The organism is Tropicimonas sediminicola (genome assembly GCF_900188335.1).
Classification (GTDB): Bacteria; Pseudomonadota; Alphaproteobacteria; order Rhodobacterales; family Rhodobacteraceae; genus Tropicimonas; species Tropicimonas sediminicola.
This window is the reverse complement of the sequence record NZ_FZOY01000004.1, coordinates 310,667-333,232: the sequence shown is the minus strand read 5'-3', so window position 1 is coordinate 333,232 and position 22,566 is coordinate 310,667. Positions and strand designations below refer to the sequence as shown.

Annotated in this window: 18 protein-coding genes; 12 read left to right on the top strand and 6 right to left on the bottom strand. The window is 68.1% G+C overall.

The window, feature by feature from the left end; genetic code table 11:
* Positions 1–234 precede the first annotated feature (234 nt).
* Positions 235–486, top strand: coding sequence for a hypothetical protein (locus CHB86_RS12600; RefSeq protein WP_089233404.1), 252 nt, complete (start codon positions 235–237; stop codon positions 484–486).
* A 167-nt stretch (positions 487–653) separates the two neighbouring features.
* On the opposite strand, the gene CHB86_RS12595 is transcribed toward CHB86_RS12600, so the two are convergent.
* The 6 genes from CHB86_RS12595 to CHB86_RS12570 form a co-directional block, all read right to left on the bottom strand.
* The gene (locus tag CHB86_RS12595; RefSeq protein ID WP_089233403.1) at positions 654–2,450 is read right to left on the bottom strand and encodes a sodium:solute symporter family transporter; all 1,797 of its coding nucleotides are present in this window, start codon (positions 2,448–2,450) and stop codon (positions 654–656) included.
* Positions 2,451–3,006: 556 nt separating this feature from the next.
* Entirely contained in the window at positions 3,007–3,519 is a 513-nt protein-coding gene (locus tag CHB86_RS12590) for a GNAT family N-acetyltransferase (protein ID WP_245837930.1), read from the bottom strand.
* Positions 3,516–4,391, bottom strand: a complete 876-nt coding sequence (locus tag CHB86_RS12585; protein WP_089233402.1) for an ABC transporter permease subunit — start codon at positions 4,389–4,391, stop codon at positions 3,516–3,518. Before CHB86_RS12585 ends, CHB86_RS12590 begins: the two co-directional genes overlap by 4 nt.
* Complete coding sequence (locus CHB86_RS12580; RefSeq protein ID WP_089233401.1) at positions 4,388–5,173, bottom strand: taurine ABC transporter ATP-binding protein; 786 nt, start codon at positions 5,171–5,173, stop codon at positions 4,388–4,390. The genes CHB86_RS12585 and CHB86_RS12580 overlap by 4 nt, the downstream gene beginning before the upstream one ends.
* A 59-nt stretch (positions 5,174–5,232) precedes the next feature.
* Positions 5,233–6,231, bottom strand: coding sequence for a taurine ABC transporter substrate-binding protein (gene tauA / locus CHB86_RS12575; protein ID WP_089233400.1), 999 nt, complete (start codon positions 6,229–6,231; stop codon positions 5,233–5,235).
* 78 nt (positions 6,232–6,309) lie between these two features.
* The gene (locus CHB86_RS12570) at positions 6,310–7,677 is read right to left on the bottom strand and encodes an aminotransferase family protein (protein WP_425445425.1); all 1,368 of its coding nucleotides are present in this window, start codon (positions 7,675–7,677) and stop codon (positions 6,310–6,312) included.
* A 268-nt stretch (positions 7,678–7,945) separates the two neighbouring features.
* Here CHB86_RS12570 and CHB86_RS12565 point away from each other — a divergent pair, with 268 nt between their 5' ends.
* From CHB86_RS12565 to CHB86_RS12515, 11 genes are all read left to right on the top strand, one after another.
* Positions 7,946–9,448: an aminotransferase-like domain-containing protein gene (locus tag CHB86_RS12565; protein WP_089233398.1), complete on the top strand. Its 1,503-nt coding sequence runs from the start codon at positions 7,946–7,948 to the stop codon at positions 9,446–9,448.
* A 40-nt stretch (positions 9,449–9,488) separates the two neighbouring features.
* Positions 9,489–10,229: a sulfite exporter TauE/SafE family protein gene (locus tag CHB86_RS12560; protein WP_089233397.1), complete on the top strand. Its 741-nt coding sequence runs from the start codon at positions 9,489–9,491 to the stop codon at positions 10,227–10,229.
* Positions 10,230–10,459: 230 nt separating this feature from the next.
* Positions 10,460–11,731: a hydroxymethylglutaryl-CoA reductase gene (locus tag CHB86_RS12555; RefSeq protein ID WP_141134891.1), complete on the top strand. Its 1,272-nt coding sequence runs from the start codon at positions 10,460–10,462 to the stop codon at positions 11,729–11,731.
* Positions 11,728–12,642, top strand: coding sequence for a UbiA family prenyltransferase (locus CHB86_RS12550; protein WP_089233396.1), 915 nt, complete (start codon positions 11,728–11,730; stop codon positions 12,640–12,642). Before CHB86_RS12555 ends, CHB86_RS12550 begins: the two co-directional genes overlap by 4 nt.
* 3 nt (positions 12,643–12,645) lie before the next feature.
* Positions 12,646–15,102 carry a PEP/pyruvate-binding domain-containing protein gene (locus CHB86_RS12545; RefSeq protein ID WP_089233395.1) on the top strand — a complete coding sequence of 819 codons (2,457 nt, stop codon included), beginning with the start codon at positions 12,646–12,648 and terminating at the stop codon, positions 15,100–15,102.
* Complete coding sequence (locus tag CHB86_RS12540; protein ID WP_089233394.1) at positions 15,089–16,180, top strand: BtaA family protein; 1,092 nt, start codon at positions 15,089–15,091, stop codon at positions 16,178–16,180. Before CHB86_RS12545 ends, CHB86_RS12540 begins: the two co-directional genes overlap by 14 nt.
* Positions 16,180–17,505, top strand: coding sequence for a hypothetical protein (locus CHB86_RS12535; protein WP_089233393.1), 1,326 nt, complete (start codon positions 16,180–16,182; stop codon positions 17,503–17,505). The genes CHB86_RS12540 and CHB86_RS12535 overlap by 1 nt, the downstream gene beginning before the upstream one ends.
* Positions 17,502–18,350, top strand: coding sequence for a hypothetical protein (locus CHB86_RS12530; RefSeq protein ID WP_089233392.1), 849 nt, complete (start codon positions 17,502–17,504; stop codon positions 18,348–18,350). Before CHB86_RS12535 ends, CHB86_RS12530 begins: the two co-directional genes overlap by 4 nt.
* Complete coding sequence (locus CHB86_RS12525; protein WP_089233391.1) at positions 18,334–19,755, top strand: AMP-binding protein; 1,422 nt, start codon at positions 18,334–18,336, stop codon at positions 19,753–19,755. The genes CHB86_RS12530 and CHB86_RS12525 overlap by 17 nt, the downstream gene beginning before the upstream one ends.
* A 24-nt stretch (positions 19,756–19,779) precedes the next feature.
* The gene (locus CHB86_RS12520; RefSeq protein ID WP_089233390.1) at positions 19,780–20,544 is read left to right on the top strand and encodes a hydroxypyruvate isomerase family protein; all 765 of its coding nucleotides are present in this window, start codon (positions 19,780–19,782) and stop codon (positions 20,542–20,544) included.
* 201 nt (positions 20,545–20,745) lie between these two features.
* Positions 20,746–22,539, top strand: coding sequence for a Na/Pi cotransporter family protein (locus CHB86_RS12515; RefSeq protein ID WP_089233389.1), 1,794 nt, complete (start codon positions 20,746–20,748; stop codon positions 22,537–22,539).
* The last annotated feature ends 27 nt before the right edge of the window (positions 22,540–22,566 follow it).

Genomic DNA, 22,566 nt, shown 5'->3' with positions numbered 1-22,566 from the left:
GCATGATCCCGATGGACGAGGCCTGCCGCCCACGCGGTCGTGGCGTACTCAGCCCGCAAGGCTTCGCCGGGGGCGCAGAATTCCAGCGGAGCGGCCAAAGCTGCCACAAAACCGCGCACCCATGGTATTTCCGCTTGCGCATGCCGCAACGCAGCAATGCAGAGGTGTCGGTGGAAGTGTTGGCGCTAACAGGTATCTTGGTCCTGCGACGAATTTTCTGAAAAGGAGCTTGATATGTCGAAAGAAAATCTGAAGATCACCGAAACGCCCGTCGATCGCCGCCAGATCGAACTCGAATCGCAGGCCGCTCAGGCCAAGGCAGCGCGGGCCGCGATCTCCTGGATGGCGCGGGCTGCCGTTCGGCTTTTCAACGCGCCGACCACGGTGTTCGAAGGAGCCGAGGGTAAGGGCGTGTCCGTCGGGCGCAGCTATCGCAAGCGCCTTCGCACGATGAAGCGCGACAGCGTCTCGACCTCGACGTTCTGAGGGACGGGGCGAGGCCGCCGCGGCGCCCGCCTGTTCCATCCCACTTCGACGGGAAGGCCGCTTTCAGCCCAGGGACATCCACTCAAGTCCACCGGTGAAAGCATCATCCCGAACCAGAAAGGGGAGGCCAAATGGCCTCCCCTTCTTCTTTTGTCTTGCGGTCGGTCTCAGGCGCGCGCGGCGCTGGCCTTCCGGGCTTTCGACGGACGGGCCGAGAGCTTCAGCAGCGTGCCGATGACGAGCACGATGCCGCCGGTCAGGCCGAAGCCGAGGATGGCCGGAACCTGGCTGCCTTCCTGCGGGATGAGCGGCAGCAGCAGGATCGTCGCGCCGTAGATCATCGCCAGGGTGCCGAGCTTGTTGCGCTGCTCGAGATCGGTCTCGCTGACCTCTTGTTCGGAAACGACCGGGGTGGTCACGTCCTCGAAGAAGGCATCGACCTCCGCCAGCCGCTTCTCGCTCAGGCCGGCATAGAAGCGCCGCGACCAGAAGAAGAAGCCGGTGGTGACCGTCAGGTGCAGGAACATCGACACGATGAACACCAGGTCGCTGCTTTCCCGGCCGGTGAATTCCATGCTGGTGAAAGAGCTGATCAGGTCCGGCGTCAGCACGTACTTGGAGACCAGCGACACGCCGACACCCAGCACAACCGTCGCCCAGGGCGCCCAGTCCGGGACCTTCTTGACGAAGACGGCCAGGAACAGCGGGATCAGGATCGGCATCTGGATGAGGCTGCCCATCTGCAGCATGATGTCGAACAGGCTGAGCTGTTTCAGCGAGGCGATGAACAGGCCGACACCCACGATCACCAGGCCGAACAGGAAGGTGATGACCTTGCCGACGATCATCAGTTCGGCGTCGCTGGCGCGACCGCGCTTGATGACCGGCTGGTAGAAGTTCATGCACATGATCCCGGCAGAGCGGTTCAGGCCCGAGTCCATCGAGGACATGGTGGCCGAGAACAGCGCCGCCATCATGATCCCCACCATGCCCACGGGCATCGCGAAGTCGACGAAGGCGAGGTAGGCGGCGTCGGTCGCCTTGGAGCCGAGCGTCGGGTAGGCCTCGGTCAGGTTCACGCCCATGACGGCCGTGGCCATCGGCGGCAGGAACCAGATGAAGGTACCGGCCAGCATCAGAAGCGAGGCGAGCAGCGCGGCCTTCTTGGCATTGAGGCTGTCCTTCGCCACCAGGTAGCGCGAGGCGTCGTACATGTTGTTGGTCGAGAAGATCTGCTTGGAGATCGACATCAGCGACCAGACGAAGAACAGGCCGACGTAGTTCATGTTGTTGGTGAACAGGTCGTTCGGGAACTCCGCGATGACGTTGCTCACGCCGAACTCGGCCGCCACGAACACGGTCGCGGTGACGGAGATCGCCATGATGACGAGCATCTGCACGTAGTCGGAGGCCACGACCGCCCAGGCGCCGCCGGTGAGCGAAACGAACATGACGACGAGGCCGGTGATCACGATGGTCCATTCGATCGAGATGCCGAACACAGCCGAGGTGAAGATCGCAAGGCCGTTGAGCCAGATCCCCGCCTGGATGACGCCCAGCGGCACCTGCGCCCAGGTGAAGAACTGTTCGTTCACAGGGCCATAGCGGCGCCGGATCGCGTCCACCGGGGTAATGCAGCGGGTCTGGCGGAACATCTCGGCGACCAGCAGGAACGACACGAAATAGCCGATCGAGTTGCCGATGAAGATGACCGCGACGGCAAGACCGTCGTTATAGGCCTTGCCGGCGGCGCCGGTGAAGGTCCAGGCGGAGAATTGTACCATGAAGGCCGAGGCACCGGTCATCCACCACAGCAGCTTGCCGCCACCGCGGAAGTAGTTGCTGGGGTTGTTGGATTTACCACTGAACAGAAAGCCGATGGCGACGATGAACACGAGGTAGAGCGCGACGAGCGCGAAATCGACCCTGCGTTCGAGCAGTGAGGCGATGAGTTCGGTTTCCATGAATGCTCCTGTAACCGAAGGGGTCACGAACGCGTCTTGGATAGCTTTCGCATGTCGAAGCTACGGGCGGCGCCCTGGGTGACCTGTGGGTGATGGGATGTCATCAAACTGACGCCGGGCCTAAAGAATTTGGCAAAAGTTGTAAAGCTGAACAGCCTGTCGCAGGGGGGCATCGCGGCCCTCGGAAGACGTCGATTTGTGGCAGAACGACCGGGGGGCGACGCGAGTTGATCAAACGCCCCGGGAGAAGGAGGAATATGCTGGGTGGGCGTAAAAACTAATATCTCACATAAGCTTACGCAAATGGAAATTCGGGCGAGATCGGCTGAAAGCCGCGTTCTGACGAGGGTTTGATGCCTCGGTGGCGTCTCAGATGTCGGCTGTTGCGCTAACAGGTGCGGCACAATGTCGGACGTGCCGGGGCGCGGGTTTCGTGTCTGAAAAATGACAAATCCGCCGCACGGGCAGTGCCCGATCGGGCCTTTGCCGCGAAGGAATCAGGCGGTCGCCTCAGGGCGGTGCCGCCCGCGCGCCATGGTGGGCCCGAGTGGCCCGATCAACCGGTCTCGGGGGACAGGCGCTTTTCAAAGAAGACCCGGTCGAAGCCGTCCTGCCGGTGCCTGCCGGTCTCTCGGAATCCGAGGCGCGGGTAGATGGTGAGATTGTCGGTCATCTTCGCGTTGGTATAGAGCCGCACGGCGCCGAACCCGGCCCGACGGGCCGTCTCCTCGCAGAACCCGATCAGCGCCCTGCCGATGCCGCGCCGTTCGGCGTGGCGTGCGACGGCGACGCTGTCGAGGTGCATTGCACTGCCGTCGGGATAGAAGACGACGAAGCCCAGGAAGCCTCCGTCCGTGGCCGTCGCGACCCAGGTCTCGCCGGCGGCGATGTGGCGGGCGTAGTCGGCCTGCATCGGTGCGGGCTCGCGGCCTATGTCGGCGACATACCGGCCATAGGCTTCGCGCACGCAGGCACGGATCGCCGTTTCGTCCGCCGTTGTCGCACGGCGAATCCCGCAAGGCAGGGCCTTGCGGGATGTCCGGTCGACAGGGTCGCCTGTTGCAGTCACATCCGTCCTTTCCAGGGCACCAGCCGCTTCTCCACCCACCGCATCGCCAGATCGAAGATCCAGGCGATGCCGCCGATGAGGATGATGCCCACAAGCACAGTCGATGTCTGCAGGAACTGGCTCGCCGAGAGCACCATGTAGCCGAGCCCCTGGGTCGCCGCGACCATCTCGGCGGCGACCAGCGTGGTCCAGCCGAAACCGACGCCGATGCGCATGGCGGTCAGGATCTCGGGGAAGGCCGAGGGCAGCACCACCTCGCGCAGGACCTGCGACCGGGTGGCCCCCAGTGAATAGGCGGCATGGATCTGCTCGATGGCGACGGACCGCACCCCGGCCCGCGCCCCGAGCGCCACCGGCGCCAGAACGGAGAGGAAGATCAGCAGGATCTTGGAGGTCTCGCCGATACCGAACCAGATGATCATCAGTGGCAGGTAGGCCAGCGGCGGGATCGGCCGGTAGAACTCGAGGAAGGGGTCGAAAAGCCCCCGCAGGGTCGGGCTCATCCCCATGCCGAGGCCAAGCGGAATGCCGATCACGCAGGCCAGCGCGAAGGCGGCGAAGACCCGGGCTGCGGAGACCAGGATGTGCTGCAGCAGCGGCGCGTTGGTGTAGCCGTTCTGCACGAGGGCGAAGAACTTCTCCGCCACGGCGACCGGCGAGGGCAGGAAGAGCGGCGCGATCAGCCCGCTCGCGGTGACGATCTGCCAGAGCGCCAGCACGGACAGCACGGCCGCGACCGAGATCCGGATCGTGTTGCCCTCGCCCGGCACGCCATAGGTCTGGCCCGGCTTGGTCGGCGCCTGCCGGAAGACGTTGCGCAGGAGGGCGCCGCGCGGGGCGCCCGGGATCGCGTTGTCGGCTTTCATGGTCATGCCGCCTTCTCCTCGTCTGCGAAGATGATGCTCAGCACGGTTTCGCGCATCGCGATGAAATCGGGGGAGGCCTTCACCTCGCGGCCGGACATGCCGGAGAGGTGCTGGCGCGAGAAGGGCAGGTCGAAGCGATGCGTGATCCGGCCCGGGCGGGGCGACATGACGATCAGCTTGGTGCCCATGAACAGCGCTTCTTCGACGCTGTGGGTGATCAGGAAGACGGATTTCTTCTGCGCTTCCCAGATCCGGAGGATCAGTTCCTGCGCCCGCTCGCGGGTCAGCGCGTCGAGCGCGCCGAGGGGTTCGTCCATCAGCAGGATGCGCGGGTCCGCCGTCAGCGCCCGGCCGATGCCGACGCGCTGCTGCATCCCGCCCGAGAGCATGTAGACCGGCGAGGTCTCGAAATCCTCGAGCCCGAGCAGTTCGAGGAATTCCCGGGCGATCCTGTGCCGTTCGGCTTTCTCGACGCCCTGCAGCTTCAGGCCGAAGGACAGGTTGTCGATCACGTTCATCCACGGCATCAGCGCGTGTTTCTGGAACACCACCGCGCGATCCTGTCCGGGGCCGGTGACCGGCGCGCCGTCGAGCCGGATCTGGCCGGAGCTGGGGGCGAGGAAGCCCGCGATCAGGTTGAGCAGGGTGGATTTTCCGCAGCCCGAGGCGCCGAGGGCCACGACGAACTCGCCGGGTTCGATGTCGAGTTCGATGCTGCGCAGGGCTTCGACGGGGTCGGCCCCGTCACGGCCGGGATAGAGGACGGAAGCGCGGCGGATTTCGAGCATGTCTTTCTCCGTTGCGTGGGGTGGGGGTGCGGCGCGTCGGCGGCGCCGCACCGGGAAGCTCACTGCGCCGTCGCGTCCTCGAGCGGCTTCAGCGTGATGAACTGGGAGTAGTCGTCGGCCACCATGTCGATCCGGCCGGCTTCCTTCAGAAACTCCGAGGTCGCCTTGATCGCCGGCGCCATCGTGCCGCCGAGCCAGGCCTCGCCGGCCTGGTCGGCGGCGGGGAGGAAGGTGAAGCCCGAGAGGATCACCGGAACCTGCTCCGGATCGGCGCCGGTCGCTTCCGCGATCGCCAGAACCGGCGCGCTGTCCGGCGTCCAGGCCGCGGGATCGGCGAGGTAGGCGAGGTTTGCCTCGTCGCTGAGCTTTACGAAGGCGGCCAGCGCCTCGGGGTTTTCCTCGGCCCATTCGGCATTCACCACCCAGCCGTCGAACGTGGGGTAGCCCCATTGGGCGGTCTCGTCGGCGCCGAGAATCCGGGTGCCGGACTGCAGGATCTGGGACTGGACCGGCTCCCAGATGAAGGCGGCGTCGATGGCCGATTGCTCCCAGGCGGCGGCGATCTGGTCGGGCGGCATGGAGAGGATGGTCAGTTCGTTCTCGGCGATGCCGGCATGGGCCAGCGCGCCGACCAGCGAGAAATGCGCCGTGGAGCCCACCGGAACGGCCACGCGCTTGCCCTTGAGGTCCTCGAGGGTCTCGACGCCCGAGCCGTCGCGGGCGATCAGGCTCTCGGCCTCGCCGATCACGGCGCCGATGGAGAACAGCTCGATCGGCACGCCCTGGCTCGCGGCGATGGCAAACGGCGAGGAGCCGAGCGCGGCGAGTTTCACGTCACCCGAAGCCATGGCGGCGATCACGTCGGTTCCGGAGGCGAACTTGCGCCACTCGATGTCGAAGCCCATCGCCTCGGAATAGGCGCCGGAGGCGAGGTCCTTCATCATCGGGATCGGGATGCCGAAGTTGCCGACGATCAGGCTTTCGGCCTGCGCCGTGCCGACCAGGGGCGCGAGGCCGATAAGGGTCGCGGCGATGCGGGTCGCGGTCTTGTTGAGCATGTCTTTCCTCTTTCCTTGCTGGACTGAGATCTTCTTGGTTCTTGTGGAGACGGCGGGCGGGGGCCGCCCGCCACGGTGTCAGGCAGCGATCTTGCCGAGCACGCGATCGAGCGTTTCGGTGATCCGGGTGATCTCGGACGAACCGACGATCAGGGCGGGGCTCAGGCAGAGCGTGTTGTTGAAGCCGGGCAGCGCCCGCGCCGTCCGGCCGATGATCACGCCCTCGGCGTCGCAGCCGGCGACGACGGCGTCGACCAGCGGCTCGGCCAGCGGTTCCCTGGTGGTGCGGTCGGCCACCAGCTCCAGCCCGCAGAACAGGCCCTTGCCGCGCACGTCGCCGACGATGGCGTGTTTGTCCTTGAGCTCCTGCAGGCGGTCCATCAGCAGCGCGCCCATCGCGAGCGTGTTGTCCAGCAGCGCCTCCTCTTCGATGATGCGCAGGTTCTCCAGCGCCGCCGCCGGGCCGCCGGTGCAGCCGCCGAAGGTGGATATGTCGCGGAAGTGGCTGAGCTTGTCGCCGGGGTCGGTCCTGAACTTGTCAAAGACCTCCTCGGTCGTGATCAGGCAGGAGATCGCGGCATAGCCGGAGGCCAGCCCCTTGGCGCAGGTCACGAAGTCGGGCTTGATGCCGTAGTTCTGGTAGCCGAACCACTGGCCGGTCCGGCCGAGGCCGCAGACGACCTCGTCGATGTGGATCAGGATGTCGTATTTGCGGCAGATCTCCTGCACACGCTCCCAGTAGCCCTGCGGCGGGGTGATGACGCCGCCACCGGCGGTGATCGGTTCCAGGCAGATCGAGCCGACGGTGTCCGGGCCCTCGCGCAGGATCACCTCCTCGATGGCATCGGCGGCGCGCTGGCCGTATTCCTCCACGTCCCACTGGGCGCGGTACTCGAGGCAATGCGGCACCTGGACGAAACCGTCGGGGAAGGGACCGAACTGGTCATAGCGCTCCTGCTGGCCACAGGCGGCCAGCGCACCGATCGAGGTGCCGTGGTAGTCGCGCTCGCGATAGAGTACTTTCCACTTCTTGCCGCCGTGGTGCTTGTGGGCAATCTGGCGGACCATCTTGAAGGCCTTCTCGTTCGCTTCCGAGCCGGAGTTGGCATAGAACACGCGGGTCAGCCCCGGCGTCTTCTCGGTCAGCCGCTGGGCGAATTGCGCGGCCGGCACGTTGCCGGCGTTGCTGGCAAAGAAGTTCAGCTTGAGCAGCTGGTCGCGCACGGCGTTGGCGATGCTTTCGCGGCCGTAGCCGACGTTGACCGTCCAGACGCCGCCGGAGACCGCGTCGAGATACTCGCGGCCGGCCTGGTCCCAGAGGGTCATTCCCTTGCCTTCGAGGAAGATGCGCGGATCCTGGGTTTCGAGCGCGGCGTGCTGAAAGAGATGGTGCCAGACATGTGCGCGGTCCGCCTCGACGGTGGCGCAGATGTCGTTGGGATACATGCCGTCCATGGAGTTTCCTTCTCGAACTCGATTTGGCGGCCAACCAATCACTTCTGCACCGCAGCGAAACAGGGCCAGCGCGGCAGATCAGTTGGGGCCAGTTCCGCGCCGTCATCCTCGAAGGTTGTCGATTCCGGGCCGGCGGAATGCGGCGCTGATGAAACTTTGGGCGCTAACGGGATGCGTGGCGCCGGATCGGGGCCGATCGCTTGCCAAGCGGCGCGGCTGGCTCCAGCAGAAGGCTCAGGACAGCCGGAGCCCCCACCCGATGCAGAGCGTGCCCGTTTCAGTCGACCGAAGCAGTTCGGAGCCGCTTCAGCGGCAGCTTCGGCGCGGGCTCATCGCGGCGATTCACGAGGGCACGCTTCAGCCGGGGCAGAAGATCCTCTCCTCCCGCGCCCTGGCCGAGAAACTCGGGATCGCGCGCAACACCGCGACCGCAGTCTATGATGAACTGATCGCACGCGGCTATCTGGAGTCGCTCCCCCGGCGCGGCTGTTTCGTGGCGGCGCGCGGCCGCGCGGCGGAGAGGCCTGCGGGATTGAAGTCGGTGGTGGACTGGGACGCGCGGATGGCGGTGCACCCGTCGCGGCTCAACCACATCCGCAAGCCGCAGAACTGGCACGACTACCCCTATCCCTTCATCTTCGGCCAGGTGGACCGCCAGCTCTTTCCGCTGAACGCCTGGCGCGAATCCTCGCGCGATACGTTGGGACGGGCGGCGCTGGACTGGTGGTCGGCGGACAGGGCGGTGGACGACGACCCCATGCTGATCGAGCAGATCCGCTCGCGGATCCTGCCCGAATGCGGGATATATGCCCGGCCCGAGGAGATCCTGATCACCCTCGGCGCGCAGGAGGGGTTCTACCTCCTCGCCCAGTTGCTGGCCGGCCCCGGCCGGCGGGTTGGCTGCGAGATGCCCGGCTATCCAGATTCGCGCTTCATCTTCGAGCTGACCGGCGCGGAATCCGTGCCGTTGCCGGTGGACGAGCGGGGCGCGCGAATTTCGCCGGGCTCCAACCTCGACCTGGCGATCCTGACGCCGGGGGCGCAATGCCCGACCATGACCGTCATGCCCGGCGGACGCCGCGACGAGATCCTGGCCCGCGCCGCGCAGGACGATTTCCTGATCGTGGAGGACGACCACGAGGGGCTGGTTTCCTTCTCCGGCGAGCCGTCGCTCAAGTCGCGCGACCGCGACGGGCGGGTGATCTATCTCGGGACGCTTTCCAAGGTGCTGGCGCCCGGCGTGCGGTTGGGCTTCATGATCGCGCCGGAGCCGCTGGTGACCGAGGCGCGCTGGCTGCGCCGGCTGGTCCACCGCTCCGTGCCGCTCAACAACCAGCGCACGGCGGCGATCTTCCTGGCCGAGGGGCATTTCCTGGCGCTGATCCGCAAGCTCCGCGCGGCCCACGCGGACCGTTGGTACCGGGTGATCGAGCATCTGCCGGAGCTGCTCCCCGGCTTTCGGACCCCGGATCCCTGCAACGGCGGCGCCAGCGTGTGGCTGGAATGTCCAGAGGGCGTGGATGCCCGCGTTCTGAACCGGGTTGCGCTCGAGGCGGGCGTTCTGTTCGAGAGCGGCGACCCCTTTGTGCCGCCCGAGCAGGCGGGGCGATATCTGAGGCTCGGGCTGTCCCTGATCCAGACGGAGGCCATCGTTCCGGGGATGCGCAAGCTGGGGGAACTCGCGGCCGAGCTTGCCGCCGCGGGCCCTGGCCCCATCGAAAACGCAGAACTGGCCCAATCCTTGCTGCAGCGCAGCGGATAGGCGGGCGGGGACACCAAACTCGCCCGGGACGACACCCAAGATGCTCTCCACTACAACCCTCCTCGTGATCTGCGCCGTCTTTTTTTCGGCCTTCCTGCGCGGCATGGCAGGCTTCGGCTTCGCGCTTGCGGCCGTGCCGATCGTCTCGCTCGTCCTGCCGCCGGTCGAGGCGGTGGCGATCGGTGTGCTGTTGCAGGTGGTGGTGGGGCTGCGCGATGTTTTCGTCCTGCACGCCGACATTCACCGGCCCTCGCTGGTTCGGCTGTCGCTCGGCTCGTTGCTGGGGACACCCGTGGGGATCCTCGCGCTGACCGCGCTCAGCCCCGATGCGGCACGGATCCTGATCGCGACCGCCATTCTGGTCGGGCTGGTGATGATCCTGCGCTACAAGCCGACGGAGCAGCGGGCCCACAACGGCCTCGCCCTGGCGGCCGGCGTCGCCTCCGGCGCGTTCTCGGGGCTCGCAGCGATCCCCGGCCCGCCGGCCGTGGCCTATTACCTCGGCTCCGGCATCAACTCGGTCCAGACCCGTGCCTCGCTGCTGTTCTTCTTTTTCATCGCGGCGCTGATGGCCACGCCCGGCCTGTTCGTTGCGGGGGCCGTGAACAGCCACACGCTCTGGTTGAGCTTCGTCTCGATCCCCGCGCTGGCGCTCGGCACCTGGCTGGGTACCGAGGCCTTCAGCCGACTCGACAACACCCAGTACCGGCAGCTTGCCATCGCCGTCATGGGGCTCTCCGCCCTGCTCGCGGGCTGGCGCGGGCTCTCCGCCTACATCTGAGGCGCCGCACCGCCCGAGCCGTCCATACCGTGGCATCCGGTGCAGTGCGCGCCGGATGCCACAGCATTGTCCTGTCGGCGCTTTCTTCCGGTCAGACCAGTCCGCCACATTGTGAGACAGCGAGTGGCGCGGGGCCTCGCGGTCGGATTGTCTGTGTCCGGTCCGGTCTGTAGTCTCGCCCCATTCTTAATGCGCGCCAACCGGGCGCGAGCGAATTTGGGGGGCTTCGCTTGATCGTTCCGAACCATGTGCTCGAGATGCTCCAGCGGGTGCGCGAGCTGTACTTCCGGCAGGGCCGCGAGGAACGCATGCTTCCCAGCGACGCCGCGCTCTCCCGCTTCCGCGGGGCGCAATCGGCCTCGGCGGAGTCGATCAGGGGGCTGTGGGAGGCGCTGCGCGGGCAGGGGCACGCCCCGTCCGAGAGCGAGGCGGTGCTCGCCGACCCTGAGACGCTCGCCACCGCCGAATGCTACTCCACCAATATCGAGAACATGATCGGCACGGTGAAGCTGCCGGTGGGCGTCGTCGGTCCGTTGCGCGTGCGGGGGCTGCATGCAGACGGGGATTTCCACCTGCCGCTCGCCACCACCGAGGCCGCGCTTGTGGCTTCCTACGCGCGCGGCGCCTGGGCGGCGACGCGGGCCGGCGGGATCAGCACCGCGGTGCTCTACGAGGGCGTGCTGCGGACCCCGGCCTTCGTCTTCGAGAGCCTGCTCGACGCCGGACGCTTCGTCGAATGGGCGGTCAGCCATGTCGAACGCCTCAAGGCCGCCGCCGAGGCGACGACGTCTCACGGCAAGCTGGTCTCGTTGGAGCCGGTGATCGACAACAACGTCGTCTTCCTGCTCTGCCGCTACACGACCGGCGAGGCGGCAGGGCAGAACATGGTGACGATCGCCACCGAGGCGCTCGGCAAGGCCGCCGTGGCCGAATGCCCGACGAAGCCGCTGCGCTGGTATGTCGAGGGCAATTTCTCCGGCGACAAGAAAGCGACCTCGCTGGGCACGATCACCGGCCGTGGCCGCAAGGTCAGCGCCTCGGTCATCCTGCCGCCGGAGGTGGTGCGCAGCGTGTTGCGGACAGACATCGATGCCATGCTCGATTACGGCCGCGTCGCCGGCCTCGGCGCGCTGCTCTCCGGCCAGTTCGGGGCGCAGGCGCATTACGCCAACGCGCTCGCCGCCTTCTACATCGCCACCGGTCAGGACGCTGCCTGCGTGGCGGAAAGCGCGGTCGGCTTCACCCGGATGGAGCGGCGCGAGGGCGGGATCTTCTGCTCCGTGACCATGCCCAACATTCTCGTGGGCACCGTCGGCGGCGGCACCCGCCTGCCGAGCCAGCGCGCCGCGCTGAACCTCGTCGGGCTCGAGGGGCCGGGGAGTGCCGCCGCGCTGGCAGAGGTCACGGCGGCGCTCTGTCTGTGTGGCGAGATCTCCATCGTGGCCGCCATGGCCGCCGGGCATTTCGCCTCCGCCCATGACAAGCTGGCGCGCAAACGATGACCCAAAGCCTTCCCCGCCGCCTCTGGACCTACCAGGCAGAGCGCTTCCCGCTGGTACAGACAGTGCCGTTGCTGACAGTCTTCGCCGCCGCCAGCGTCAATGTCTCGGCGTTTCTGGCGGGGCGTCCGCTGCCCGGGATCTGGGCCTATGTCGTCGCGGCGCTGCTGGCGCTCGGAATCTTCTTCCAGATGCGGGCCTTCGACGAGGCGAAGGACCTTGAGGACGACCGGCGCTATCGCCCCGAGCGGCCGATCCCGCGCGGGCTGGTGAGCCTGCGCACGATCCTCGGCTTGGCCGCGCTGGTGGGCGCGGGGATGCTGGCGCTGGCCTGGGCCTGGAACCCGGCCACGCGGGGTCTGCTCCTGCTGGTCTGGCTCTGGCTCGCGCTGATGACAGCTGAATTCGGCGCACCCGCCTGGCTCAAGGCGCGGCCGCTGGTCTACCTGCTCAGCCACATGGTGATCATGCCGCTGATCGACCTGATGTTGACCGGCATCGAGTGGACCGCAGCCGGCGCCGCGCCAGCACCCGCGCTCGGCTGGTTCCTCGCGCTCAGCTTCGCCAATGGCTGCGTGCTGGAGATCGGACGCAAGGTCTGGGCGCCTGAGAGCGAGCGCGAGGGGGTGGATACCTATTCCGCGCTCTGGGGGCCGCGTCGCGCGGCGGCTGTCTGGCTGGCGACGGCCGCGGTGGCCTATCTCCTGCTCGTCGGCCTCGGGCAGGCGCTGGGGGCGGTCGGGGTGATCTCGGCGGTTGGCGGGATCGGGCTGCTGCTGGTCGCCCTCTGCGCATGGCGGTTCCGTGCCGACCCGAGCCCGGCCTGGCAGGGGCGGGTGGACAAGATGTCGGGCCTCTGGCTGCTGGTCTGCTACCTCGCCGCCGGATTCCTGCCCCTGGTCGCGGGGATCTGACCCATGGGACCGATCCTGACACCGGCAGAGATCAGCGTCGAAACGGCCGGCGGCAAGGGCGCGGCTCTGCACAGGCTGGCGGAGGCGGGGTTCGACGTGCCGGCCTTCTTCGTCGTCTCCGCCGCGGCCTGCCGCCGGGAGGGTGCGCGCGTGATCGCCACGCCGGAACTGCAAGCTGCGCTCGGTCCGGCGCTCGACGCTCTCGGCCCCGGACCCTACGCGGTGCGCTCCTCCGGCCGGGCCGAGGACGGCACCGCTCACAGCCATGCCGGGCAATTCCACACCGCGCTCGACGTGCCGACCGAGGGCGTGGAGGACGCGATCTGCGCGGTCTGGGCCTCGGGCGCCTCGGAGACGCTGGAGCGCTACCGGCAGGCCACGCGGGCCGCCGCGGCCGAGGCGCCGGCGATCGTGGTGCAGCGCATGGTTCCCGCCCGCACCGCCGGCGTGGCCTTCTCCGCCGACCCGGTGAGCGGGCTGCGGGACCGGCGCGCCATCTCGGCCATCGCGGGGTTGGGCGAGGCGCTGGTTTCCGGCGAGGCGGACAGCGAGGACTGGCAGGTCGGCACCGGTGGCGCGGTGGTCGCCGCGCCGGAGGCCCCGCAGGTTCTCACCCCCTCCGAGGCGCAGGAGGTCGCTGACCTCGCCGCGCGCGCCGAGGCCTTCTTCGGCCTGCCGCAGGACATCGAATGGGCCTATGACGGCACGCGCCTGCTCCTGCTGCAGTCGCGTCCGATCACCACGCCGCTGCGCCCGGCTCCGATGCCGGACGACACGATGGTCGTGCTCGACAATTCCAACATCGTCGAGAGCTACCCCGGCATCGTCAGCCCGCTGACCTACAGTTTCGCGGTTCATGTCTACGGCCGGGTCTACCGTGCTTTCGTCGCGCTTCTGGGGCTGCGCCCGTCGCTGATCGCGGCCAATGCGCCGGTCTTCGACAACATGCTCTCCCGGGTCGAGGGGCGGGTCTATTACAACCTGGGCAATTGGTATCGCACGCTGGCTCTGCTGCCCGGGTTCTCCCGCAACCGCGACCACATGGAGACCATGATGGGCGTGGACGAGCCTCTGCCGGCCGAGCTGCGAGACTCCATCGGGCCGCCGCCGGCGACCGGCTTGCGGCGGCTCGCGGAGTCCGCGCGGACGGCGCGGGTGGCGGCGGGGCTCGGCTGGGCGGCGTTCCGGCTGCCGGCGACGAAACGGCGGTTCGAGGCGCGGCTGGAACAGGCGCTGGCCACCGGACCGCATCCTGACCGGGCGAACCTGACCGAGCTCGCGGCCATCTACCGGACGATCGAGGCCGATCTGCTCGACCGCTGGGACGCGCCGCTCATCAACGATTTCCTGTGCATGATGGCCTTCGGCGGCTCGCGGAAGCTGCTGGAACGCTGGGCCGGTCCGGCGGGGCTGGCGCTGCACAACGACGTGATGATCGGGCAGGGCGACATCGTCTCGGCGGAGCCGTCGCGGAGGATCGCGCGGATGGGGCGGATGGTGGCCGAGGCGGGGCTTGCCGATCCGCTGGCCCGGGACGGACGCGAGGCGCTGGCGGCGCAGTCGGAGATCGCGGCGGAGTTCGATGCCTATATCGACCGCTTCGGGGATCGCTGCACGCAGGAGCTGAAGCTGGAATCGATCCCGCTCGACGAGGATCCATCGCAGCTGCTCGCCGCCATCGTCGCCAGTGCCCGCCGGCCAGAGGGCGCCGCGCCGGAACGTGCCGAACCCGACTGGCGGGCGCTGATGCCGGAGAGCCCGGTGAGGCGTTGGATCGCTCGGCAGGTCACGGCCTATGCCAAGGCACGGGTGCGCGACCGGGAGAACCTGCGGTTCGAACGCACCCGGATCTTCGGCCATGCCCGGCGTGTATTCCTCGCGATGGGGCGCGAGTTCTGGGCCGCCGGCCGGCTCGATGCTCCGCGCGATATCTTCCTGCTCACCGTGGAGGAGGTGCTCGGTGCCATCGAGGGCAACGGCCTGACGCAGGACATCCGAGCCATCGCCGCAGCGCGCAAGGCCGAGCAGGCCCGCCACGAGCATCTGCTGGACCCGCCGGAGCGGATGGTGGGGCGCGGTGCGGCGCTGCTGGTGGAGACCGGTGCGGTCGCCTCCGCGGAGCCCGAGACCGGGACGCTGCGCACCGGCACGGGCTGTTCCGCGGGTCAGGTCACCGCCCGGGCGCGGGTGATCCGCGACCCGCGCACCGAGCATCTGGCCGCCGGCGAGATACTCGTTGCGCGCAACACCGATCCGGGCTGGATCGCCGTCTTTTCCAACGCGGCGGCCATCGTCGTCGAGCGCGGCTCGCTGCTGTCGCATTCGGCCATCGTGGCGCGGGAACTCGGCATCCCCTGCGTCGTCGGGATCAAGGGTGCGACCGACTGGGTGCCGGACGGGGCGATGCTCTCCGTCGACGGCGAGACTGGGGAGGTGCGGCTGGCCCATGACCCGCAATGACATCGCCGAGCGCGCCCGGTTCGACATCATCCGTTACGCCCAGCTCTGGGAAGACGCCGATGTGCTCGTCGCCGCGATGCGCCCCGATGCCGGGCAGCGCTTCCTGTCGATCTGCTCGGCGGGCGACAATGCGCTGGCGTTGCTGACGCTGGACCCGGAGGTCGTCACGGCGGTCGATCTCTCGGCGGCGCAGCTCGACTGCCTGCGGCTGCGGATCGGGGCGATGCGGGCGCTGGATCAGCCCGAGTTCCTTGAGCTCATGGGCTCGCGCCCCAGCGAGCGGCGCGACGCGCTGCTGGACCGCGCCATCGCCGGCCTGCCGGAGGAGACGCGCGCCCGCTGGCAGGCGCTGCGCCCGGAGGTATTGGCCCATGGCGCGGGTGGGGTCGGGCGGTTCGAGCGGTACTTCCGCATCTTCCGCCGCTTTATCCTGCCGCTCGTCCATTCGCGCCGGACCATCGACGACGCCTTCGTCTCCCGCCCGACGGCCGAGCGCGCGCGGTTCCTCGACGAGCGCTTCGTCACCTGGCGCTGGCGGCTGATGCTGGAGCTGTTCTTCTCCCGCTTCGTCATGGGGCGGATGGGGCGGGACAAGGCGTTCTTCGACCATGTCGAGGGATCGGTCGCCGACCATGTCGCGCGCCGCATCCGCCATGCCGGGGTGACCTGCGACCCGGCAGAGAACCCGTACCTGCACTGGATCCTCAAGGGTGGTCACGGCGCGGCGCTCCCGATGCCCTGGCGGCCCGGCCCCTACGAGGTGATCCGCGAACGGCTCGACCGGCTGGAGCTGGTGCAAGGCCCGCTCGAAGCCGCAGCTGGCCCGCCGGTGGACGGGTTCAACCTCTCGGACATCTTCGAGTACATGTCCCCCGAGGCGGCGGAAGCGGCCTATCGGCAGGTGCTGGACCGCGGCAGGCCGGGCAGCCGGATGGTCTACTGGAACATGATGGCCCCGCGCCGCGTGCCGGCTTCGCTGGCCGAAAGGGTGACAACCCTGACGGTGCTCGAAGACCGGCTCAAGGCGCAGGACAAGGCGTTCTTCTACTCCGATTTCGTGATCGAGGAGATACGCTGATGCAGGTCCTCGGCCCGTTGCTTGTCGCCGCCGCGTCGATCCTTGGCCTGCTCGGCTTCATGACGCTGGTGCGGCGCCGGGCAGAGGCGGCCGGCTGGAGCGCCGAGGTGCAGCGCAAGCTGGTCCACGTGGCCACGGGCCTCTTCGCCATCTGCCTGCCGTTCCTGTTTGCCGAGAATTGGCCGGTCTACATGCTCCTTGGCTTCACCGTCCTGGTGATGGCCGCAATGCGCGCGCCGATCCTGCGCGGCAGCGGCGCCTCGGCCGCGCTCCACTCGGTGGACCGGCAATCCTACGGCGATTTCCTGCTCGCCGCCGCGGTGGCGCTCGTCCTGCTGCTCAGCCAGCGCGACCCGCTGCTCTACGTGCTGCCGCTGGCCGTCCTGACACTTGGAGATGCCGCTGCGGCGCTTGCGGGCAGCACCTATGGCCGGCGGCATTTCACCGTGGAGGACGGGCTCAAGAGCGTCGAGGGCAGCGCGATCCTGTTCATGGTGACCGTGATCCTCTCGATGGTCTGCCTGCTCCTGCTATCGGAGATCCCGCGGCAGAACGTGGTGATCCTCGGCTTCCTTATCGCCACCCTCGGCACGCTGGTCGAGGCCGACAGCTGGCGGGGGTTCGACAACCTGTTTCTGCCGCTGGCGGTGCTGATCATCCTGCGCGAGCATGGCGCGAGCCCGACCTCCGAACTGCTGGCGCTGGCCATCGTCTTTGCCGGCGCCTTCGCGCTGTTCCACATGCTGGCGGACCGGCTCGGTCTGTCCCGGCACGTGGCGCGGGTCTATCTGCTGGCGATCTTCCTGCTGCTGTCGGTGACCGCGATGCAGAACACGGTGCTCCCGCTCGCCATGCTGGTGCTGCACGTTCTGGCCGAACGCCGAGCGCCGAGCGCCGACCGGCACCCGGAGCTCGATGCCGTTGCCGCGCTGGCGGTGCTGAGTTTCGGCTGGCTGGCGGCGGGCCATGCCACGGGGCTCAACGCGCTCGACTTCTTCGGTGCGACCATGGCCGGGCTCTGCATCGCGCTGGCGGCGCTGGCGCTCGCGAGGGCAGCGCTTGTGGTGCGCCTCGGAGGGCTCGCGTTGCTTGCGGCCGGACTCTGGGCGTTCTGGCTCTGGCTGATGCAGGCCAACCTGCCCGCCAAGCACTGGGCGCCCCATGTCGGGCCCCTGCTTCTGGCCACTCTGGCGCTCTGCGGGTTGGTCGCGCTGCGCTGGCCCGGAGCCTTCCGCCGCCAGCGCATGGCCCGTCTCGCCGGGCTGAGCGTCGCCTTGCCGGCGCTGGCCTATGCCACCTTCGCCCTGATCGGAGTTTCGTCATGACCGAAATCCTTGCCACGGATGGCGCCCGCGTCACCCTCTTCCACGACGCGCCCTCCTGGGACGGGAAACCGACGATGGCGGTGGGCAAGTTCACCTGTGAGAGCGCCGAGGCCGGCCGCGCGGTGCTTGCGCAGGCCGAGACTGCCGCCCGGGACGGGGGAGCGGCGCGGTTGCTCGGCCCGATGGACGGCAATACCTGGCACAGCTATCGCCTCGTGACCGAAAGTGACGGCTCGCCGCCCTTCCTGATGGAGCCCAAGTCCGGCCCCGCGGACCTGCCCGCCTTCACCGCCGCCGGCTTCACGCCGATCGCCCGGTATTTCTCCGCCCGCGTCGAGCTTGCCGGCATGGACAACCCGCCGCCGTTCGACCCGGAGATCACCGTCGAGACATGGGACGGAACCGACCCGGAGGCGCATTTCGGACAGGTCTATGATCTGTCGCTTGCGGCCTTTGCCGGCAACGCGTTCTACACACCGATCACGCGCGAGGATTTCCTCGGCATGTATCTTCCTTTCGTCCCGATGCTGCGGCGCGAGTTCGTTCTGTTTGCCCGGAACGGCGAGGGCGCGCTGGTGGGGTTCCTGTTCGGCATCCCGAACTACGGCTCCGGGCCATCCCCCGACACGGTGATCCTCAAGACCTACGCCAGCACCCGGCACGGTGCGGGACAGGCGCTCGCCTCGGTGTTTCACGACGCGGCGCGCAAGGCGGGGTTCACCCATGCGATCCACGCGCTGATCCACGAAACCAACGTTTCCGCCCAACGCAGCGAACAGCTCGGGGGCCGCCTGTTCCGCCGCTACGCGCTGATGGGCAAGGTACTCGATGACGACGCTCGTTGAGGCCTTCGCGGAGAGGGTCGCGCGGAGCCCCGATGCGCCGGCGATCCTCGATCCCTCGGGGGAGCTGACCAGCTTCGGGGAACTCGACCGGCGGGCCAGCGCCTTTGCCGCGCAGATCCGTGCGCGCGGGCTGGGCAAGGGGGACCGGGTGCTGGTGGCCGTTCCGGTCTCGGCGGCGCTCTACGTGACGCTGGCCGGGATCTGGAAGGCGGGGCTTGTCGCCGTTTTCCCGGAGCCGGCGATGGGGCTGCGCGGACTGCTGCACGCGGTGCGGACGACCCGCCCCACGGCCATCGCCGCGAGCGGGCCATATCGGCTTCTGCGCGCCCTGCCGGCGCTCTGGGGGCTGACCGGTCTCTGGCCGGGGGACGACGAGGCAGGCAACGTGCCGCCGGTTATGCTCGACCCCGACGACCCGGCGCTGATCTCCTTCACCTCGGGCACAAGCGGCGCGCCCAAGGGGATCCTGCGGAGCCACGGGTTCCTGATGGCCCAGAATGCCGCCGTTGCGCCGCTGCTCGCCGCCAGTGGGCCGGAACGCGACCTCGTGGGGTTCCCGGTCTTCGTGCTGGTGAACCTCGCGGCTGGGCGCTGCTCGGTCTTGCCGAACTGGAAGCTCACCCGGCAGGACCGGGCCGACAGAGGACGGATCGGCGCATGGATCGCCCGGAGCGGCGCGACCCGCCTGCTGCTGCCGCCCTCGATTTGCGAAAAGCTGGCCGAGGCTGGCGTACCGGCCGGTGTCACGACGATCTTCACCGGCGGCGGGCCGGTCTTTCCGGACACGCTCCGGCGCCTGCTGGAGGGGCGTCCGGGCTTGCGGGTTGTGGCCGTCTATGGCTCGACCGAGGCTGAGCCGATCGCTGAGATCGGCACAGCGGAGATCGCCGCCGAGGATTGGGCCGAGATGGAGGCCGGCGGCGGGCTGCTGGCCGGTCTGCCGGTGCCGGAGATCGAGCTGCGGCTGGTCGAGGGCGAGGTTCAGGTCGCCGGGGCGCATGTCAACCGCGGCTACATCGACCCGGCGCAGGACGCCGGCAACAAGGTCCGGGAGGGCGAACGGATATGGCATCGTACCGGCGATGCGGCGCGGCTCGACGTGCATGGCCGGCTCTGGCTGCTCGGGCGCTGGAAGCCGGGGGCGCAGGATGGGCCGATGCCGCTGCAGGTCGAGACGGCCGCGCGGTTCTGGCCGGGTGTCCGTCGGGCCGCGCTGGTGCGTATGGAGCAGGGGGCGGTGCTGGCCATCGAAGGAGACGTCCGCCATCTGGCACATTGGCAGGCGGCCGCAAGGCGTCTCGGGATCGACCGCGTGGTCGAGGTCCGGCGGATGCCGATGGACCGGCGCCACGCCTCCAAGATCGACGAGCCCCGCCTGCGCCGCCAGCTTGGGGCCGGACAGTGAAACCAAGGGGCTGAAGAGGCACGCATGACGACATTCTCTGCCAATCTCGGGTTCCTCTGGGCGGACCGGCCGCTGCCCGATGCCATCCGCACCGCTCATGCGGCGGGTTTCGACGCCGTGGAATGCCATTGGCCCTTCGACACCCCGCCGGAGGAGATCGTTTCGGCCCTGCGCGAGACGGGGCTGGAGATGCTCTCGCTGAACACCCGGCGCGGCGACGTGGCGGCGGGCGATAACGGGCTCCTTGCCCTGCCGGGTCGCGAAACGGAGGCGCAGGCGGCGATCGACGAGGCGATTGCCTATGCCCATGCCATCGGCACCCGGCGCATCCACGCGATGGCCGGGGTGGCCGAAGGTCCGCAGGCGCGGGAGACCTACGTGGCGAACCTCACAGAGGCCTGCGGAAAGGCCGCCGCCCACGGGATCACGCTGCTGATCGAACCGCTCAACCGGCACGACGCGCCGGGCTACTTCCTGACCACCACGGATCAGGCGCGCGCCATCATCGAGGAGGTCGGCGCGGGTAACCTGATGCTTATGTTCGACTGTTACCACGTGCAGCGGACGGAGGGCGACGTGACCGGCCGGCTGGCCGATCTTCTGCCGCTGGTCGGGCATATCCAGTTCGCCTCGGTGCCCGACCGCGGCGCGCCGGACCATGGCGAATTGTTCTATCCCTTCGTCTTCGAGCGGATCGCGGCGCTCGGGTGGTCGGCGCCACTCGGGGCCGAATACCGGACCGGCGGCGATACCGGTGCGACTCTGGGCTGGCTCCGCGCCATGCGGTGAGCGCGCGCGGCGGAGGCGCTTGCCCGCGATCGCCCCGTTGGCGTAGGTTCGTGGGACGCGCCGGCGGGCGGGGGCCGCGAAGACCGGCTCTGGCCGGTCGGGTGCGAAAGAAATGGAGAGGAAACTCAAAATCTTGAACAGACCGTCACCGCTTCCCGAAACGGAGCGCAGACCGGAGATGACCACCTTGGCGGATCGCCCGTGAAGACCGTTCTGCTGCCGCTCGCCATCGGCACGCTGCTTCTGGCTTTCTGGGCCAGCGCGGATTTTCAGGAGATCGCCGCGGGCGTCGCCATCTTCCTGTTCGGGATGTTCATGCTCGAAGACGGGTTCAAGATGTTCTCCGGCGGCTTCCTCGAGCGCATGCTGGCGGCGACCACGGATTCGCTCGGCAAGTCGCTCGGTTTCGGGATCGTCTCGACCACGCTCATGCAGTCGAGCTCGCTGGTCTCGGTGATCACCATCTCCTTTCTCAGCGCGGGGCTCATCACGCTGGCGGCGGGGGTCGGCATCATCTTTGGCGCCAACATCGGTACCACCACCGGCGCCTGGCTGGTCGCCGGGCTCGGGCTCAAGGTGAATATCTCGGCCTACGCGCTGCCGATGCTCGGGGTCAGCATCATCTTGGTGTTCCAGAAATCGAAATACCTCCGCGGCGCGGGCTATATACTCGCCGGGCTCGGTTTTCTCTTCCTCGGCATCCACCACATGAAGGAGGGGTTCGACTCCTTCAAGGAACAGTTCGACCTCACCCGGTTCGCGATGACGGGCGTGCTCGGGCTGGTGGTCTATACGCTCATCGGGGCGGCGGCGACGGTGGTCATGCAGTCGAGCCACGCGACGATGGTGCTGACGATCACCGCGCTGGCGGCGGGGCAGGTCTCCTACGAGAACGCCATCGCGCTGGCGATCGGGGCAAATATCGGCACCACGGTCACCGCCATCATCGGGTCGCTCACCGCGAATTTCCAGGGCAAGCGGCTGGCGCTGGCGCACCTGCTGTTCAACCTGGTGACCGCCGGGGTGGCGCTCGTCCTGATCAACCAGATCGTCTGGGCGGTCGACGAGATCAGCGATCTCGTCGGGATCGATGCGGAGGATTACGCGCTCAAGCTCGCTGTCTTCCACACGATCTTCAACGTTCTCGGCGTCGCGATCATGGTGCCGCTGATCGGTCGGCTGATCGCCCTGCTGGAGCGGACGATCCCCGAGCCGGAGCCGGATGTCAGCAAGCCCAGGTATCTCAGCGAGGCGGTGGACGGCTTCCCCGCGACGATCGTAGCAGCCATGCGCAACGAGGTCCGGCACCTGCAGGACAACGCCATCGCCCTCATCGCCCACGGCCTGAACCTGCACCGCGAGGAGATCTACGCCAGCGACGACATCGCCGCGACCGTGGCCGCCAGCACCGAACCGATGGAGCTGGAGTTCGACGAGCTCTACGAGACCCGGGTCAAGTCGCTCTATGCCGCAATCGTGGAATTCGCCACGCGGGCCGGGACGCAGAGCCTGCCAAAGGACACGATGGAGCAGGTTCACCTGCTCTGGGACGCCGCGCAGCGCACGGTCCGCGCGGTCAAGGCGGTCAAGCACATGCGCCGCAACGCCAGCGCCTACACCACCCACCCGAAGGGGACGGCGACGGATCTCTACAACGGTCTGCGCACCGAGATCGCCCGCATCCTCGTCGAGATCGACGATCTCGAGCGGAGCGACCCGGAGATGCGGTCGAGCCTCTGGCTGGACGACGAACGGATCCAGGTGGAGCGCGACCGCAAGAACTCGACGCGGCTGGTCGAGGAATTGATCCGTGACCGCAGGATCGGCGCCGCCACGGCGACCTCCTTCCTCAACGATTCCGATTATGCCTATGCGGCAATGACGGACCTGATCGAAGCGGCCCGGGTGTATTATATCGAGACTGAGGGCGCGGTTGCCGAGGTTGAACGGATCCTCGCCCTCGAGGAAGACGAGATTCAGGAGTTGTCGGCCTGAGCGGGGCGATCCGCCGAAGGCTGCAAC